10 protein-coding genes are annotated in these 14,484 nt (G+C 70.1%); 8 read left to right on the forward strand and 2 right to left on the reverse strand.

The genetic code is table 11. The features are described from left to right. Positions 1-4: 4 nt before the first annotated feature. Positions 5-808, reverse strand: coding sequence for a polyphosphate kinase 2 (ppk2, locus tag ACZ4RZ_RS18265; protein ID WP_467745680.1), 804 nt, complete (start codon positions 806-808; stop codon positions 5-7). Positions 809-842: 34 nt separating this feature from the next. On the opposite strand from ppk2, the gene ACZ4RZ_RS18270 reads away from it, so the two are divergent. The 4 genes from ACZ4RZ_RS18270 to ACZ4RZ_RS18285 are packed head-to-tail and all read left to right on the forward strand — an operon-like array spanning position 843 to position 7,398. Continuing rightward, the gene (locus tag ACZ4RZ_RS18270; RefSeq protein WP_467745682.1) at positions 843-3,227 is read left to right on the forward strand and encodes a phosphoketolase family protein; all 2,385 of its coding nucleotides are present in this window, start codon (positions 843-845) and stop codon (positions 3,225-3,227) included. 30 nt (positions 3,228-3,257) lie between these two features. Next, positions 3,258-4,271 (forward strand): type I glyceraldehyde-3-phosphate dehydrogenase, encoded by a 1,014-nt coding sequence (gene gap / locus ACZ4RZ_RS18275; protein WP_467745683.1) that lies wholly within the window; start codon positions 3,258-3,260, stop codon positions 4,269-4,271. Then, positions 4,271-5,008 (forward strand): HAD family hydrolase, encoded by a 738-nt coding sequence (locus ACZ4RZ_RS18280; protein ID WP_467745685.1) that lies wholly within the window; start codon positions 4,271-4,273, stop codon positions 5,006-5,008. The genes gap and ACZ4RZ_RS18280 overlap by 1 nt, the downstream gene beginning before the upstream one ends. Before the next feature lie 2 nt (positions 5,009-5,010). After that, a complete protein-coding gene (locus ACZ4RZ_RS18285) occupies positions 5,011-7,398 on the forward strand; it encodes a glycoside hydrolase family 65 protein (RefSeq protein ID WP_467745687.1) in 2,388 nt (795 codons plus the stop codon). Positions 7,399-7,413: 15 nt separating this feature from the next. On the opposite strand, the gene ACZ4RZ_RS18290 is transcribed toward ACZ4RZ_RS18285, so the two are convergent. Continuing rightward, positions 7,414-8,250, reverse strand: coding sequence for a universal stress protein (locus ACZ4RZ_RS18290; RefSeq protein ID WP_467745689.1), 837 nt, complete (start codon positions 8,248-8,250; stop codon positions 7,414-7,416). Positions 8,251-8,476: 226 nt separating this feature from the next. On the opposite strand from ACZ4RZ_RS18290, the gene ACZ4RZ_RS18295 reads away from it, so the two are divergent. The 4 genes from ACZ4RZ_RS18295 (at position 8,477) to ACZ4RZ_RS18310 (ending at position 14,480) form a co-directional block, all read left to right on the forward strand. Then, positions 8,477-11,170, forward strand: coding sequence for a bifunctional acetate--CoA ligase family protein/GNAT family N-acetyltransferase (locus ACZ4RZ_RS18295; RefSeq protein ID WP_467745690.1), 2,694 nt, complete (start codon positions 8,477-8,479; stop codon positions 11,168-11,170). Positions 11,171-11,182: 12 nt separating this feature from the next. Continuing rightward, the gene (locus tag ACZ4RZ_RS18300; protein ID WP_467745692.1) at positions 11,183-11,914 is read left to right on the forward strand and encodes a CBS domain-containing protein; all 732 of its coding nucleotides are present in this window, start codon (positions 11,183-11,185) and stop codon (positions 11,912-11,914) included. A gap of 16 nt (positions 11,915-11,930) precedes the next feature. Continuing rightward, complete coding sequence (locus tag ACZ4RZ_RS18305; RefSeq protein WP_467745694.1) at positions 11,931-12,440, forward strand: flavodoxin domain-containing protein; 510 nt, start codon at positions 11,931-11,933, stop codon at positions 12,438-12,440. A 294-nt stretch (positions 12,441-12,734) separates the two neighbouring features. Further along, the gene (locus ACZ4RZ_RS18310) at positions 12,735-14,480 is read left to right on the forward strand and encodes a sensor histidine kinase (protein WP_467745696.1); all 1,746 of its coding nucleotides are present in this window, start codon (positions 12,735-12,737) and stop codon (positions 14,478-14,480) included. Positions 14,481-14,484 lie beyond the last annotated feature (4 nt).

Raw genomic sequence — 14,484 nt, forward strand, 5'->3', positions numbered from 1 at the left:
CGGCTCAGAGGCTCGCCGCGTGATCGGGGACGTAGGTCTGCAGATCGCGCGGCGGGCGCACGTAGCCGGTGGACGGCGGCCGCGGTGGCAGCTCCAGAACGGGCGGCGACACCTCCTGGTACGCAATGGAGCCGAGCAAGTGGGCGATCATGTTCAACCGGGCCCGGCGCTTGTCGTCGCTCTCGACGACAAACCACGGTGCCTCCGAGATGTCGGTGTGCACCAGCATCTCGTCCTTCGCCCGGGAGTAGGCCTCCCAATGGGTGATCGATTCCAGGTCCATCGGGGAGAGCTTCCAGCGCCGCGTCGGATCCTTCAGCCGGCGCCGGAACCGGTCCTGCTGCACGGCGTCGCTCACCGAGAACCAGTACTTGCGAAGCAGGATGCCCTCCTCCACGAGCATCCGCTCGAAGATCGGGCATTGACGCAGGAAGAGCTGATGCTCCTCCTTGGTGCAGAAGCCCATCACGTGCTCGACACCGGCCCGGTTGTACCAGCTGCGGTCGAACAGCACGATCTCCCCGGCCGCGGGCAGATGTTCGACGTACCGCTGGAAGTACCACTGCGTGCGCTCGCGCTCGGTCGGCTTGGGCAGCGCCACCGTCCGGGCGATCCGCGGGTTGAGATGTTCCGTGACCCGTTTGATCGTGCCGCCCTTGCCCGCCGCGTCCCGTCCCTCGAAGACCACCACGAGCCGGGCACTCTCGGCCCGTACCCATTCCTGAAGCTTCACCAGCTCCGTCTGCAGACGAAGCAGCTCCCGCTCGTATGCCGCGCGCGGCAATGTCGCCGCCTTCTTGTCGGCCATGCCGCCTCCTCCGCCCGATGACTACGGAGTCACCATGCCCAAGGTCGAACACCAGGACAGCACCGTACTGACCGACGAGGAACTGCGCACCCTGGACGCCCACTGGCGGGCCGCCAACTACCTTGCCGTGGGCCAGATCTACCTGCTGGCCAACCCGCTCCTGACCGAGACCCTGACCCCCGCGCACATCAAGCCGCGCCTCCTCGGCCACTGGGGCACCTCGCCCGGCCTGAACCTCGTGTACACGCACCTCAACCGTGTCATCAAGGCCCGCGGTCTCGACGCCCTCTGCGTATGGGGCCCCGGTCACGGCGGGCCTGCCGTCCTCGCCGGCTCCTGGCTGGAGGGCAGCTACAGCGAGACGTATCCGGACGTCTCGCGGGACGCGGCGGGCATGGACAAGCTGTTCCGGCAGTTCTCCTTCCCCGGCGGAGTGCCCAGCCACGTGGCACCTGAGACGCCCGGTTCGATCCACGAGGGTGGCGAGCTGGGCTATTCGCTGGCGCACGCCTACGGGGCGGCTTTCGACAACCCGGATCTGCTGGTGGCCTGCGTGATCGGCGACGGCGAGGCCGAGACCGGGCCGCTGGCCGCGTCCTGGCACTCCAACAAGTTCCTCGACCCGGTCCACGACGGCGCCGTCCTGCCGATCCTGCACCTCAACGGCTACAAGATCGCCAACCCGACCGTGCTCTCCCGGCTGCCGGAGCGGGAACTCGACGAGCTGCTGCGGGGGTACGGCCACGAGCCGATCCACGTCACTGGCGACGACCCGCACCAGGTCCACCGGGCCATGGCCCAGGCGTTCGACGAGGCGTTGGATCGCATCGCGCTCATGCAGGCCACGGCTCGCGAGGACGGCGTGTCCGAGCGGGTGCACTGGCCCATGATCGTGCTGCGGACCCCCAAGGGCTGGACCGGGCCCGCCGAGGTCGACGGGGCGCCCGTCGAGGGAACGTGGCGCGCCCACCAAGTCCCGCTGGCCGCTGTCCGTGAAAACCCGGAACACCTGCGGCAGTTGGAGACCTGGCTGCGCTCGTACCGTCCCGAGGAGCTCTTCGACGCCGAGGGGCGGCCCGTCGCCGACGTCCTCGCCTGCGTTCCCGACGGCTCCAAGCGACTCGGCGCCACCCCTCACGCCAACGGCGGCCTGCTTGTACGCGACCTGCCGATCCCGTCCCTCGACCGCTTCGCCGTGCCCGTCGACAAGCCGGGCGCGACCCTGCACGAGCCCACCCGAATCCTGGGCGACCTTCTGGAGCAGGTCATGAAGGACACGTCGGGGCGGCGTGACTTCCGGCTGGTGGGCCCCGACGAGACCGCCTCCAACCGGCTGGGAGCCGTCTTCAATGCCAGCGGCAAGGCCTGGCAGGCGCAGACCCTTCCGGTGGACGAACACCTGGACAGGCACGGCCGGGTCATGGAAATTCTCTCCGAACACCTCTGCCAGGGCTGGCTGGAGGGCTATCTGCTCACCGGCCGGCACGGGCTCTTCTCCTGCTACGAAGCCTTCGTGCACATCGTCGACTCGATGGTCAACCAGCACATCAAGTGGCTCAAGACATCGAGGGAGTTGGCCTGGCGCGCCCCGATCGCCTCGCTCAACTACCTTCTCACCTCGCACGTCTGGCGCCAGGACCACAACGGCTTCTCCCACCAGGACCCCGGCTTCGTGGACCACGTCCTCAACAAGAGTCCGGAGGTCGTACGGGTCTATCTCCCGCCGGACGCCAACACCCTGCTGTCCGTGGCGGACCACGTCCTGCGAAGCCGCGACTACGTGAACGTCGTGGTCGCCGGGAAACAGCCCTGCTTCGACTGGCTCTCCATGGACCAGGCCCGCGTGCACTGCGCCCGAGGCGCCGGAATCTGGGAGTGGGCGGGCTCCGCCAACGGAGACCGCGAACCGGACGTCGTCCTCGCCTGCGCCGGCGACGTTCCCACCCAGGAAGTGCTCGCCGCCTCCGATCTGCTCCGGCGCCATCTGCCCGAGCTGGCCGTCCGGGTCGTCAACGTCGTCGACATGACCAGGCTGCTGCCGCGCGAGGAACACCCCCACGGGATGAGCGACTTCGAGTACGACGGCCTCTTCACCTCCGACAAGCCGGTGATCTTCGCCTACCACGGCTATCCCTGGCTGATCCACCGCCTCGCCTACCGCCGCACCGGCCACCGGAACCTCCATGTGCGCGGCTACAAGGAGATGGGCACCACGACGACGCCGTTCGACATGGTCGTCCGCAACGACCTGGACCGCTACCGCCTGGTCATGGACGTCATCGACCGCGTCCCCGGCCTCGGCGTCCGCGCCGCCGCCGTACGCCAGCAGATGGCCGATGCCCGCACCCGGCACCACGCCTGGATCCGCGAACACGGCACCGACCTGCCCGAGGTCGCCGACTGGACCTGGACCGCCTGAAACCCTGACCCAGCAGAGGAGTTCAACGCCATGACCGTACGTGTCGGCATCAACGGCTTCGGCCGCATCGGCCGCACCTATCTGCGCGCGGCACTCGACCGGACGGAGGCGGGTACGCAGGACGTCGAGGTGGTCGCCGTCAACGACATCGCCCCGCCCGCCACTCTGGCCCACCTTCTGGAGTACGACTCGACGTTCGGGCGTATAGGACGCGAGGTCATCCACGACGACAGCTCGATCACCGTCGACGGCCGGCGCATCGCCGTCTCCGCCGAGCGCGATCCGGCGGCCCTCCAGTGGGCCGACTACGGGGCCGACATCGTCATCGAGTCCACGGGCCGCTTCCGTGACCGTGAATCCGCCGCCCTGCACCTGAAGAGCGGCGCCCACACGGTCCTGCTCTCGGCACCCGGCAAGAGCGTGGACGCCACCATCGTGATGGGCGTCAATGACAACACCTACGACCGCCACCGCGACCGGATCGTGTCGGCGGCCTCCTGCACCACCAACTGCGTCGCTCCGATGGTCAAGGTGCTCCACGAGACCTTCGGCATCGACCGCGGCGTGATGACCACCATCCACGGCTACACCAACGACCAGTCTTTGCTGGACGGCCCGCACAAAGACCTGCGCCGGGCCCGGTCGGCGGCCCTGAGCATCATCCCGACGAGTACGGGAGCCGCACGCGCCGTGGGTCTGGTGGTCCCGGACCTGGCCGGCGCCTTGGACGGCATCGCGGTTCGCGTCCCGGTGGAGGACGGCTCGCTCACCGACCTCGCGGTGGTGCTGCGGCGCGAGGCGACGACCGAAGAGATCAACACCGCCTTCGCCAAGGCCGCGGAGGGCACGCTGAACGGCATCCTCCGTGTATCGCAGGCGCCGATCGTCTCGCGGGACGTCATCGGCGACCCGGCGTCGTGCGTCTTCGACCCGGCCCTGACCCAGGCCAACGGCACCCTGGTGAAGGTCTTCGGCTGGTACGACAACGAGTGGGGCTACACCCACCGGCTCCTCGACCTCACCGCACTGGTGGCCGACGACTGATGAGCAAGGAGCGGAGCGGCACCGCTGTACCCCGCGTGCTGCGGGGTACAGCGGCCGTGGTCTTCGACACCGATGGGGTCATCACCGACTCCGCGCGGGTGCACGCCGCCGCCTGGAAGGCGGCCTTCGACGCCTTTCCCGGTCTGCGTGGCCGCCGTCCCTTCGACGCGCAGGGCGACTACCTGCGGTACGTCGACGGCAGGTCACGTCTCGACGGGGCCGCGGCCTTCCTGAGCGCCCGGGGGCTGCGGCCGTCGGACGCCGAGGTCCAAGCCGTCGCCGCCCTCAAGGAGCGGCTGTTCACGGAGCGACTGCGCGCCGAGGGCATCGACGCCTACCCGGGCACGGTCCGGCTACTGCGCGCCCTGCGTTCCGCCAGAATTCCGCTCGCCGCAGCCTCCGCCTCCCGACACGCCGGTGAACTCCTCGAACACGCCGGAGTGCGCGGCCTCTTCGATGTCATGGTGGACGGCGGAGAGGCGGCCCGGCTGGGCCTGCCCGGCAAACCCGACCCCGCCCTCTTCCTGGAGGCGACCCGCCGCCTCGGCGTCCCCGCCGGCCGTGCGGCCGTCGTCGAGGACGCCCTCACCGGAGTCGAGGCCGGGCGACGCGGCGGCTTCCGGCTCGTCGTGGGCGTGGACCGGGCCGGTACCCCCGCGACACGGGCCGCGCTGCTGAAGCACGGCGCGGACGTGGTCGTCGACGACCTTGCTGAGCTACTCGGACAGGAGGACTGAGGATGCGCGACTGGACCTGGGAGTACGAGGGCTACGACCCGGCACAGGAACGGCTGCGCGAATCGCTGTGCACGCTGGGCAACGGCTACTTCGCCACCCGCGGCGCGGCCCCCGAGTGCGTGGCGGACGCCGTCCACTACCCGGGCACGTACGCGGCGGGCTGCTACAACCGGCTCACCTCGGACGTGGCCGGACGCCAGGTCGAGAACGAGGACATGGTCAACCTCCCCAACTGGCTGCCGCTCCGCCTCCGTACCGCCTCGGGGAACTGGCTCTCCCCCGACACCCACAAGCTCCTCGACCATCACCAGAGCCTGGACCTACGTGCGGGCACCTTCGAACGTGCACTGCGATACCAGTACGTCGAGGAGGGTGTCGGAAGGTGTCTCACCGTGCGGCAGGTGCGGCTGGTCCACATGTCCGAGCCCCATCTGGCCTTGTTGCGCACCCAGGTGACGGCGCAGGGCTGGTCGGGGGAGATCGAGGTCGAGTCGGCGCTCGACGGGGCAGTCGCCAATACCGGAGTGGAGCGTTACCGCTCCCTCGCCTCCCGGCACATCACACACGTCGAGACGGGGACCTCGGCGCCGGACACGGTCTGGCTGGGCTGCCGCACCAGCACCTCCGACATCGGGATCGGCCTGGCGGCGCGTACCGTCACCGACACGGCCACCGAGACGCGCGACGCGCACCAGGAGGCCCGGGCTGCCCAGTTGCTGCGGCTGTCCCTGACCGACGGCCGGACAGTGACGGTCGACAAGACGGTCGCCCTGCACACCTCCCACGACCCGGCGATCAAGGACCCGGTGCACGCGGCCCTCGACCGGGTCGGCCGCGCCCCGGACTTCGCCACCTTGCTGGCCTCGCACCGAACGGCCTGGCAACAGCTATGGCGCAACGCCGAATTGCACGTCCCGAACAGCGCGGGCCCGGTGTTGCGGCTGCACCTCTTCCACCTGCTCCAGACGCTCTCGCCGCACACCGCGGACCTGGACGTCGGCGTCCCGGCGCGCGGCCTGCACGGCGAGGCCTACCGCGGCCATGTCTTCTGGGACGAGCTGTTCGTCCTGCCGTATCTGAACCTGCATTTTCCCGAGGTCTCCCGTGCGCTGCTCACCTACCGGCACCGCCGTCTGGAGCAGGCCTGCCGCGCGGCCCGAGACGCCGGACACACCGGTGCGATGTACCCGTGGCAGAGCGGCAGCGACGGCCGGGAGGAATCACAGCAACTGCACCTCAACCCGCGCTCGGGGCGCTGGCTGCCCGACCACTCACGACTCCAGCACCACGTCGGCTCGGCGATCGCGTACAACGTGTGGCAGTACTGCGAGGCGAGCGGCGACACCGAGTTTCTGCACACCAAGGGCATCGAGATGCTGGTGCAGATCGCTCGGTTCTGGGCCGGCCTCGCAGCGTACGACCGGACGCTCGGCCGGTACCGGATCCGCGGCGTCGTCGGCCCCGACGAGTACCACGACGCCTACCCCGGCGCCGACCGGCCCGGGCTCGACGACAACGCGTACACCAATGTCACCGCCGCCTGGGTGCTGGCCCGCACCCTCGACGCCCTGCACGAGCTGCCCGAACTGCAGCGCAAGGACCTCTGCGAACGCACTGGTCTCGACTCCGCCGAACTCGACGGGTGGGAGGACGTGTCCAGGAAGCTGTACGTGCCCTTCCACGCCGGGGTGATCAGCCAGTTCGAGGGCTACGGCGCTCTGGAGGAGCTCGACTGGGCAGGCTACCGCGCGCGGTACGGCGACATCCGGCGGCTCGACCGGATCCTGGAGGCCGAGGGCGACACCGTCAACCGCTACCAGGCGTCCAAGCAGGCGGACGTCCTCATGCTGGGCTACCTCTTCTCGCCCGCTGAACTCGGGAACCTGTTGCGCAGGCTCGGACACGAGCTGGACGACACCGACTGGCGGCGCACGGTCGACCACTATCTGCGTCGTACGAGTCACGGCTCCACGCTGAGCAGCCTGGTGCACGGGTGGGTACTCGCCCGTGCGCGGCGCGCGGAGGCGTGGACGTACGTGCACGAGGCCCTGGACGGGGACATCGCCGATCTGCAGGGCGGCACCACGGGCGAGGGCATCCACCTGGGCGCGATGGCCGGCACCGTCGACCTCGTACAGCGCGGCTTGACCGGTCTGGAGACCCGTGGCGGCGCTCTGCGGCTCGACCCCGTGCCCTTGCCGGAGCTGTCTCAGTACGGCTTCACGATCCGCTACCGAGGCCACCGCGGCGTACGACTGCGGCTGAGCTCCGCCCAGTTGCGGGTTACGGTGCCCGCCTCGGACAGAGACCCGATCGACATCGCCCTCCCGGACCGCACCGTCTCCGTCGGTCCCGGAGAGTCCTGCACCCTCACCCTGCCGCACCAGTGACCGGACGGTCCCTTGTCACTGGGGAACCACGGCCACCGGGCACACGGTGTGCTCCAGCAAGGCGTGCGAAGTGGGGCCGAGTGACGTGCCACCGCGGCCGACCACCAGAAGCCGGGCGAAGGCCGAAGCGTGGACCAGGGCGGCCGACGGGCTCTGGAGGCGAACATCCTCGTAGACGTCCACCTGCGGATACTTCTCCCGCCACGGCCGCAGCGCGTCCGACAGCAACTGCACCTCCTGGTCCTCCCACGCGCCCCGGTCCTGCTCGGGCAGCGCGAACGGCATCCAGTGCTCGGCAGGGGAGGGCAGGTGCCAGGCGTGGACGGCGTGCAGCCGGGCGCCGCGTCGCCGCGCGGAGTCGAAGGCGAAGTCCACGGCGGCGCTCGCCACATCGCGGGCGTCGATGCCCAACGTCACCTGGTCCGTTCGTCCTTCGCCAACCGTACGGCCGGGGCTGCGCGGTATCAGGATCACCGGCCGGTCCGAGCGTGCGGCGACCTCCTGGGCCACGGAACCGACGGCCAGACCTGGGAAGCCTCCCGTGCCACGCAGCCCGAGAACCGTGCAGGAGGCCCTAGAGGCGAGCGAGAGCAGCCCTGGCACCGTCGCTCCGCTGAGGAGGCTCACCTCGACCCGCAGCTCGGGGTGAGCCTCCTCGAGCGACTCGGCCAAGGCGTCCGGAGCGGGTTCCCGGCAGTAGGGCCACGTCGTCAGCATTTGTTCATCGGGCAGCGCCGAGACGTGTACGACCCGCAGCGGCAGTCCGCTCTGTCCCGCCTCACCGGCCGCCCATCGGACCGCGGTCCGGCTGTGGGTGGATCCGTCGAAACCGACGACGATCGACTGCGCCATGGCGATTCATCCTCCGTCCGCAAGGGAGTTGAGGGATCCACAGTCCGCCGAACGCCCATGGTCCGCACAGGGGCCGTACGGATCCGAAGTGGGCCCGATGGCCTGCGCCGCGTGCTGGGCCTGCCTTGGGGCCGACCGGCCCATACGCCGCACCCGATCAGCCCCTGGGAGGGGCCTGCGGACCGCTGGATGCTCGAACTGTCGAGAGGTTTCGAGGAGGCCCGATATGACGGACGACGAGCGCAGCCGCCCCAAAGTTCACGCCCTGCTCCAGGACGGCACCACCGTGTGCATACGGTCCGTGAAACCCGGCGACCACGAGTCACTGCGCGGCCTGTACGAGGAGATGTCGCCGGAGAACCTGCGGCTGCGGTTCTTCGCCGCGAGCCGCCGCTCCGCCGACATGGCCGCCGACCGGGCCTGTGCGCCACCGCACCCCGGATACCGGGCGCTGCTCGCCGAGATCCAGGGTCAGGTGATCGGCCTGGCCGAATACGAGACCGGACACGACGCGGACACGGCAGAGATGTCGATCGCGGTGGCCGACGGGCTGCACCACCGGGGTGTCGGCACCCTTCTCGTCGAGCACTTGGTCTCCGCCGCCCGCGCGGACGGCATCACCACGTTCACCGCCGACGCGCTCTCGGAGAACCACGAAGTGCTCCGGCTCTTCGCCGACCTGGGCCTGCGTAGCGCACGCCACTTCGAGGGCCCCGACGTGCGCTGCACCATCGCACTCGACGAGGACGACACCTATCTGTCGGCGGTCGAGGCACGCGGCCGGGCCGCCGACGTGGCCAGCCTCGAGCCGCTTCTGCGGCCGCAGATTGTCGCAGTGGTCGGCGCCGGGCGCAGACCGGGGTCGGTGGGGCGGGCCCTGCTGCACCATCTGCACGCCGGGGGTTTCACGCGGCGGCACTTCGCGGTGAACGCCAGCGTCAGGTCGATCCTCGGGGTGCCGTCCTACCCATCGGTCAGCGCGCTGCCCATGGTTCCCGATCTCGCGGTGCTCGCGATCCCCGCCGCTGGCGTCCCGGCCACGGCTGAGGAGTGCGGCAAGGCCGGCGTCCGGGCGCTGCTGGTCGTGTCGGCAGGGCTCGACAGCGATCAGGCGGAAACGCTGATGGCGGCGTGTCGCACGTACGGCATGCGGCTCGTCGGGCCCAACTGCCTCGGCATCTCCAACACCGACCCGAGGATCCGCCTCGACGCCACGTTCGCGGCCGACCACCCGCGCCCCGGCACGGCGGGCGTCGCCGTGCAGTCCGGAGGAGTGGGCATCGCCCTCCTGGACGGCCTGTCTCGGCTCGGTGTAGGAGTCTCCTCCTTCGCGTCCCTCGGCGACAAGTACGACGTCAGCGGCAACGACATGCTCCAGTGGTGGGAGACCGACGGCCGCACCGACCTTGCCCTGCTGCATCTGGAGTCCTTCGGGAACCCGCGGGCGTTCTCGCGGACCGCCCGGCGCGTTACCCGCCGTATGCCCGTCCTGACGGTCGACGCGGGCCGCACCGAGGCCGGTCGCCGCGCCGCCGCGTCGCACACCGCGGCCGCCGCGACCCCGACCATGACCCGGCAGGCGCTGTTCACCCAGGCGGGCATCACTGCCACCCGCTCGGTGGGTGAACTCCTCGAAACCGCCGCCCTGTTGCACTCCCAGCCGCTGCCGGCCGGGACCCGGGTGGCGATCGTCACCAATGCGGGCGGCGCGGGTGTCCTCGCGGCCGACGCGTGCACCGAGGCCGGGCTGTCCCTGCCTCCCCCCACTCCAGCACTGATCGACGACCTGCTTGCCGTGCTGCCCGAGGGCGCCGCCGTGGGTAACCCCATCGACGCCACCGCGGCTGTCACGGAGGACCAGCTCAGGGGCTGTGTGGACCGGCTTGTTCAGTTCTCGGACATCGACGCCGTCCTCCTGGCCCTCGTTCCCACCGCGGTCGCCGCGGCGACCGGCGACGACCTCGTCCGGGCTCTCACCGACGGATCCGGCCGTGGGCCCCGGCCCGTCGCCGCGGTGCGACTGGAGCAGGACCTGCCGGTCACGCTGCTGCCCGCGACGGACGGCGGCACCATCCCGTCGTACGCGGAGCCGGCGGCTGTGGCCAGGGCCTTGGCGCACGCCGCCCGTCGCGCGGCCTGGCTGAGCCGACCGGCGGGCACGATTCCGGAGCTCGCGGAGGTCGACTCGGCCCGGGCGCACTCGCTTGCCGAGACCTATCTCGCCGCTCACCCGGACGGCGGCTGGCTCGATCCGCGCACCTGCGCCGAACTGCTGGCCTGCTACGGCATTCCGCAACTGCCCTGGGCATGGGCCGAGACCGAGAACGAGGCAGTGATCGCCGCGGAGCGGCTGCGCGGCCCCGACGGCCGTGTGGTCATGAAGGCCTACTGGCCCGGCCTGGTCCACACGAGCGAACAGCACGCCGTGCATCTCGATCTCGAAGGTGACGCCCAAGTGCGCGCCGCTTTCCGGGACTTCGAGACCCGATTCGCCGGGCTCATGACCGGCGTCGTCGTCCAGCCGCTGGCCGCGCGCGGCACGGAACTGTTCGCGGGCGTCGTCCAGGACGAAGTCTTCGGGCCGCTGGTGCTGTTCGGGCTCGGAGGCACCGCGACCGAGGTCTTGGCCGACCACGCCGCCCGCCTCGCTCCGCTCACCGACCACGACGTCCATGACCTGATCACCGCACCGCGCTGCGCGCCGCTGCTCTTGGGTGCGCATGGCAGCCGCTCGGCCGACCTCGAAGGCCTCGAACAGCTTCTGCTGCGGCTGTCCCGCATGGCGGGCGACCTGCCCCAACTCACCGAGGCCGACTTCAACCCCGTCCTCGCGACTCCCGCCGCGGTCACCGTGCTCGACGCACGCGTACGCCTGTTGCCGCGCCGGGCCCAGGACCCCTATCTGCGCCGACTGCGCTGAGGAGGAACAGACATGAAGCAGAACAAGGTCGGATCCGTGATGTCGGCCGAGGTCGTTACGGCCCAGTACGGCACCCCGTTCAAGGAGGTGGCGCGGCTGCTGGCCGAGCAGCGCATCAGCGGGCTTCCGGTGGTCGACGAGGACGCGAAGGTCCTCGGCGTGATCTCCGAGACCGACCTCATGGTCCGGCAGGCGGACATCCCCGACCCGTATGAGACCAAGCGCCGCTCCCTGCGAGCCGAGCTGACTCGCAGCGGCCGGCGGCAGGCCGCGAAGGCGAACGCTCGTACCGCCGGACAGCTGATGTCCGTGCCGCCGATCACCGTGCACGCCGACGACACCATCGCCGAGGCCGCACGGACCATGGCGCACCACCGCGTGGAGCGGCTGCCCGTGGTGGACGAAGAGGACCGGCTCGTCGGCATCGTCACCCGCCGCGACCTGATCCAGGTCTTCCTGCAGCCGGACGACGTGATTCGCCGTGAGGTGATCGGCGAGGTACTCGTCCGCTCGCTGTGGCTGGTGCCCTCGACCGTCGAGGTCGGCGTGCACGAGGGCGTCGTGACGCTCGACGGTCACGTGGAGCGCAAGAGCGAGGCCGAGATAGCCGTCTCCATGACCAATCGGATCGACGGCGTGGTCGCGGTGGTCGACAACCTGACCTACCGGCTCGACGACTCGCACCTGCGGCCGGACGGGCCTGCCCTGCACGGTGTCACCGAGGAATGGCTGCGAAAGCTGTGAGAGGGGGCGAACCGCCATGCTGAGCAAGGTGCTGGTGGCCTACGGAACGACGAACGGATCGACCGCGCGGATCGCCGAGACCATCGCCGAAGTTCTGCGCAAAGAAGGAGCGTCGGCCGAGGCACTGCCCGCGCGGTCCATCACGAGTGTGGACTCGTACGACGCCGTGGTGGTGGGCGGCGGACTGTACGCCGGACGCTGGCACAAGGACGCCCGCCGCTTCGTCCGCCGTTACCGCCGCGCGCTGGCCGAGCGCCCGCTGTGGTTCTTCAGCAGCGGACCGCTCGACGCCTCGGCCGCGGAGAGGGACATCCCGCCCGTCTCCGGTGTGAAGCGGGCCATGACCCGGCTCGATGTCGACGAGCACGTCACATTCGGTGGCTGCCTCGAAGAGGGAGCGAAAGGATTCATCGCCCGGAAGATCGTTTCCTCCGGGAAGGGCGGAGACTTCCGCGACTTCGAGCAGATCGAGGCATGGGCCGCGCGCATCGGTACCGAACTGGCGACCGGGGCACGGAAGAGCTGAACCGTGCCCGTCGGCCGACCACTGCGGCGGCACGACCCCGCGGCTTGGGGCCGGCGCTTCTGAAGCGCCGGCCCCGCCTCCTCGGCGTTCGCCACAACCGCTCCGCCCCCTGATTCCGACCGGAAACATGGTGTGACCCGATGAGGGCCCGGCGATGCCCGGATTGCTTGAACTGCGTTCAGGATTCCTGCCTTCGGGCCATTTCGTGGTGATGCCGAGGCCACCCAAGCAGTACGGTGAGGGCAGGCGAACTGGTGCGCGGTCTCTTGTCCGCCGAATTGGCCGGAGGAAGCGATGGGCGCGGACGCGCGCGGAGACACCGAACAGCATTTGCCCAAACTTCGGCTGGACGAGTTGCTGGGCGAGCTACAGGTGCGCATCGCCGCGGTGCGGGGTACCCGGGACCGCCTGCACAGCCTGCTGGAGGCCGTTCTGTCGGTCGGGCGGGAGCTGGACCTTCCGCAGGTGCTGCGCGGCATCGTCGAGGCCGCGGTAGCCCTGGTGGACGCCGAGTACGGGGCGCTGGGCGTGATCGGCGGCGACCGGAAGCTGTCCGAGTTCATCACCGTCGGCATCGACGAGGAGCGGCGGTCGGAGATCGGGGCGCTGCCCAGCGGGCACGGGCTGCTCGGCGAGCTCATTCGGCATCCGGTACCCCTGCGGCTGCCGGAGCTCTCGGAGCATCCGGAGTCGTACGGCTTTCCGGCCCATCACCCACCCATGCACTCCTTCCTGGGCGTACCGATCCGGGTGCGCGACAAAGTGTTCGGGAACCTGTACCTCACCGAGAAGCGGAGCGACAAGGAGTTCGACGCGGAGGACGAGTCCGTCTTGTCGACGCTCGCGGTGGCAGCCGGAGTCGCCATCGAGAACGCACGGCTGTATGAGGAGACGAGCCTTCGCGAGCGCTGGCAGCGGGCGAGCGGAAAGGTCACGAGCATGCTCCTGACGGGGGCACCGAGCTCGGAGGTCCTGGAGCTGATCGTCGACGAGGCCCGGAAGATCGCCTCCGCGGACATGGGGATGATCGCGGAGCGCCTGCCGGGTGACGAGGCGCTGCGGCCGGCGCTCGCGGTCGGTCTGGGCGCGGAGCAGCGCAGCGGCCTGGTGATGCCCGCCCGGGACGGCTTCGTCGCGGCCGCACTGAGCTCCGCGGAGCCGGTGGTAAGCGCCGACATCGAACACGATTCCCGCACCGGTGAGCGGGAGCCCCAGTGGGCCGGACTCGGACCCGTGGTCGCGGTACCGCTCGGCACCAGCGGGAAGGCGCGGGGCGTACTGCTGCTCGGGCGAGTGCCGGGCGGTTCACAGTTCGGCGACGCGGACACCGGACTACTGCTCGGGTTCGCCGACCAGGCGGCACTTGCCCTGGAACTGGCCGAGCGGCGGCGGGACGCGGAACAGATCACGCTCCTCCAGGACCGGGACCGCATCGCGCGGGATCTGCACGACCTGGCCATCCAGCGGCTCTTTGCGGCCGGGATGACCCTGCAGAGCACCCAGCGCTTCATGGAGCATCCCGAGGGCATGGAGCGTCTGACCCGTACCGTCGACGACCTCGATGACACCATCAAGATCATCCGATCCACGATCTTCGGTCTGCGTACCCACGGCGGGAAGGGCAGGGAAGGCAACGGTCTGCGCGGCCGGGTGTCCGAGGCGGTGACGGCATCCACCACATCGTTCGGTTTCCCGCCCGCGCTACGGATCGAGGGGCTCGTCGAGACGGATGTCCCGGAGCACATCGCGGACCACGCGGTCGCCGTGCTCGCCGAGGCACTCAGCAACGCGGCTCGGCACTCCGGCGCTCAAACCGTGGACGTTCGACTTCAGTGCGCCGGAGGGGAGTTGACGCTCACGGTGATCGATGACGGCTGTGGAGTGCCCAGCGACGTCCGGCGCAGTGGGCTCAAGAACCTGGAGGAGCGGGCCGTGACTCTCGGCGGCACACTGACGCTCGGTCAACGGCCGGAGGGCGGCGGTACGAGGCTGGTGTGGCGGGTTCCCGTGAGTCCGGACGGCGACGTGGCGGGAAGCTGATCGT

The organism is Streptomyces sp. NPDC027189 (genome assembly GCF_055566975.1).

Bases quoted from the DNA above. Each gene is read 5' to 3' on its own strand.
- ppk2 (WP_467745680.1), bottom strand. From the start codon at position 808: ATGGCCGACAAGAAGGCGGCGACATTGCCGCGCGCGGCATACGAGCGG.
- ACZ4RZ_RS18270 (WP_467745682.1), top strand. From the start codon at position 843: ATGCCCAAGGTCGAACACCAGGACAGCACCGTACTGACCGACGAGGAA.
- gap (WP_467745683.1), top strand. From the start codon at position 3,258: ATGACCGTACGTGTCGGCATCAACGGCTTCGGCCGCATCGGCCGCACC.
- ACZ4RZ_RS18280 (WP_467745685.1), top strand. From the start codon at position 4,271: ATGAGCAAGGAGCGGAGCGGCACCGCTGTACCCCGCGTGCTGCGGGGT.
- ACZ4RZ_RS18285 (WP_467745687.1), top strand. From the start codon at position 5,011: ATGCGCGACTGGACCTGGGAGTACGAGGGCTACGACCCGGCACAGGAA.
- ACZ4RZ_RS18290 (WP_467745689.1), bottom strand. From the start codon at position 8,250: ATGGCGCAGTCGATCGTCGTCGGTTTCGACGGATCCACCCACAGCCGG.
- ACZ4RZ_RS18295 (WP_467745690.1), top strand. From the start codon at position 8,477: ATGACGGACGACGAGCGCAGCCGCCCCAAAGTTCACGCCCTGCTCCAG.
- ACZ4RZ_RS18300 (WP_467745692.1), top strand. From the start codon at position 11,183: ATGAAGCAGAACAAGGTCGGATCCGTGATGTCGGCCGAGGTCGTTACG.
- ACZ4RZ_RS18305 (WP_467745694.1), top strand. From the start codon at position 11,931: ATGCTGAGCAAGGTGCTGGTGGCCTACGGAACGACGAACGGATCGACC.
- ACZ4RZ_RS18310 (WP_467745696.1), top strand. From the start codon at position 12,735: ATGGGCGCGGACGCGCGCGGAGACACCGAACAGCATTTGCCCAAACTT.